Below are 1,418 nucleotides of genomic sequence, written 5' to 3' on the forward strand. Positions count from 1 at the left end.
ATGTTAGGTTGGCCGCTATGCCACTGCTTGGAGCGGCGACTTGTCTGACACCTGCACGCGCGCCGCCGCCGCCAGCAGGTCGGTCTGGGTGATCAGGCCGAGGATGCGCCGCTCGGCATCGACGATGACGACGGCATGGCTGCGGCCGTCTGTGAGCACGGGAAGCAGGCTCATCGCCGGCGTCTCGGGCGAGGCGGTGCCTGCCTTCGAGATCACGCCCTTCACCGTTTCGGTCGTCTGCGTCAGCTCGCGCAACCCCCCGGCGCCGGCCAGCCGGCCGTCCGCATCGACCACCGGCAAGGCGCGGATGTTGTGGTCGAGAAGCTGCTTTCGCGCCACGGCGGCGGTGGCAGTTTCCGGCACCGAGATCACGTCGCAGGACATGATGTCCCGGCAAAGCAGCGTTCGGTGCGAGCGCGCCATCGCCTGCAACTCGACCTGGTGCAGCAGCCTTTCGAGGTCGTCGCGGCCAATGTCGAAGGTTTCGTCCAAAGCGGCGAGCGCCGCATCGACGTCCTCGGGCCGAAAGCCGACACGCTCTATCGGCGGGCTGTCCGCGCTGCCGTGATTGTTTGCGGCGGCCACGTGGACATGCGGATAGTTGCGCCGTGACAGAAGGTGGAAAATAAAGCCTAGCGCCACCAAAATTGTCGAGTTCAGCGCCACCGGCACCAACGGGAACAGGAAGCCGAAGCTGAGCACGGCCGGTCCGCCAAGCACGGCCGTCAGCGCCGCGGCACCGCCTGGCGGATGCAAACAGCGAGTGAACGACATCGTGGCGATCGCCAGCGCCACAGCGAGGCCCGACGCGATCACCGGATCGTGCACGAAATGCGCCACTGTCACGCCGACCAGTGCAGAGATCGAATTGCCGCCGATAATCGACCAGGGTTGCGCAAGCGGGCTCGACGGCACGGCAAAGAGCAGCACGGCGGAGGCGCCCATAGGGGCCACCAGCAGCGCCACATGCTGGCCGCCGCCCATCGCGAGCCCGCTGATCACGCCGGTCAGCGCGATGCCAATCGTGGCGCCAATGCAGGCGAGCAGCCGCTCGCGTAACGTCGCACCGGCAAGGATCGGAACAAAGAGGCGAAAGGCCATTGTAAGCCCTGGGGCGAGGTGGAATTCTGCGCTGTTCGAAATGCCGCCGAAGCCATGGATTTGAAAGTCAAACCAATCCGAATATTCGCGGCCAGTGGGAATATTATTGCGCGCACCGATTTGTGCGGTCGCCGCCAACGGCTGGTGCTTTTCAAATCGCGTCAGAGCCTGCGCTCGGAGATCTTCTACTGGAATGGATAGTATCGACTTCTCGATCTTCCGGAGGACGAGCGACTGGCAGCTCGTCGTCAACAAGCTGCGCGGCGGCCTGAAGATCGCCGCCGTCAAGGCGCGGGGCTTCGGTGATCGCCGCAAGG

At 64.9% G+C, this 1,418-nt stretch carries 1 protein-coding gene; it reads right to left on the reverse strand.

The window, feature by feature from the left end; genetic code table 11:
- Positions 1-15 precede the first annotated feature (15 nt).
- Positions 16-1,101, reverse strand: a complete 1,086-nt coding sequence (locus EOC06_RS31790; protein WP_128309648.1) for an HPP family protein — start codon at positions 1,099-1,101, stop codon at positions 16-18.
- Positions 1,102-1,418 lie beyond the last annotated feature (317 nt).

This window comes from Mesorhizobium sp. M7A.F.Ca.MR.362.00.0.0 (assembly GCF_004023175.1).
In the GTDB taxonomy this organism is placed as follows: domain Bacteria; phylum Pseudomonadota; class Alphaproteobacteria; order Rhizobiales; family Rhizobiaceae; genus Mesorhizobium.

Excerpts from the sequence above, each read along its gene's own strand:
- EOC06_RS31790 (WP_128309648.1), bottom strand. The coding sequence starts at position 1,101 with ATGGCCTTTCGCCTCTTTGTTCCGATCCTTGCCGGTGCGACGTTACGC.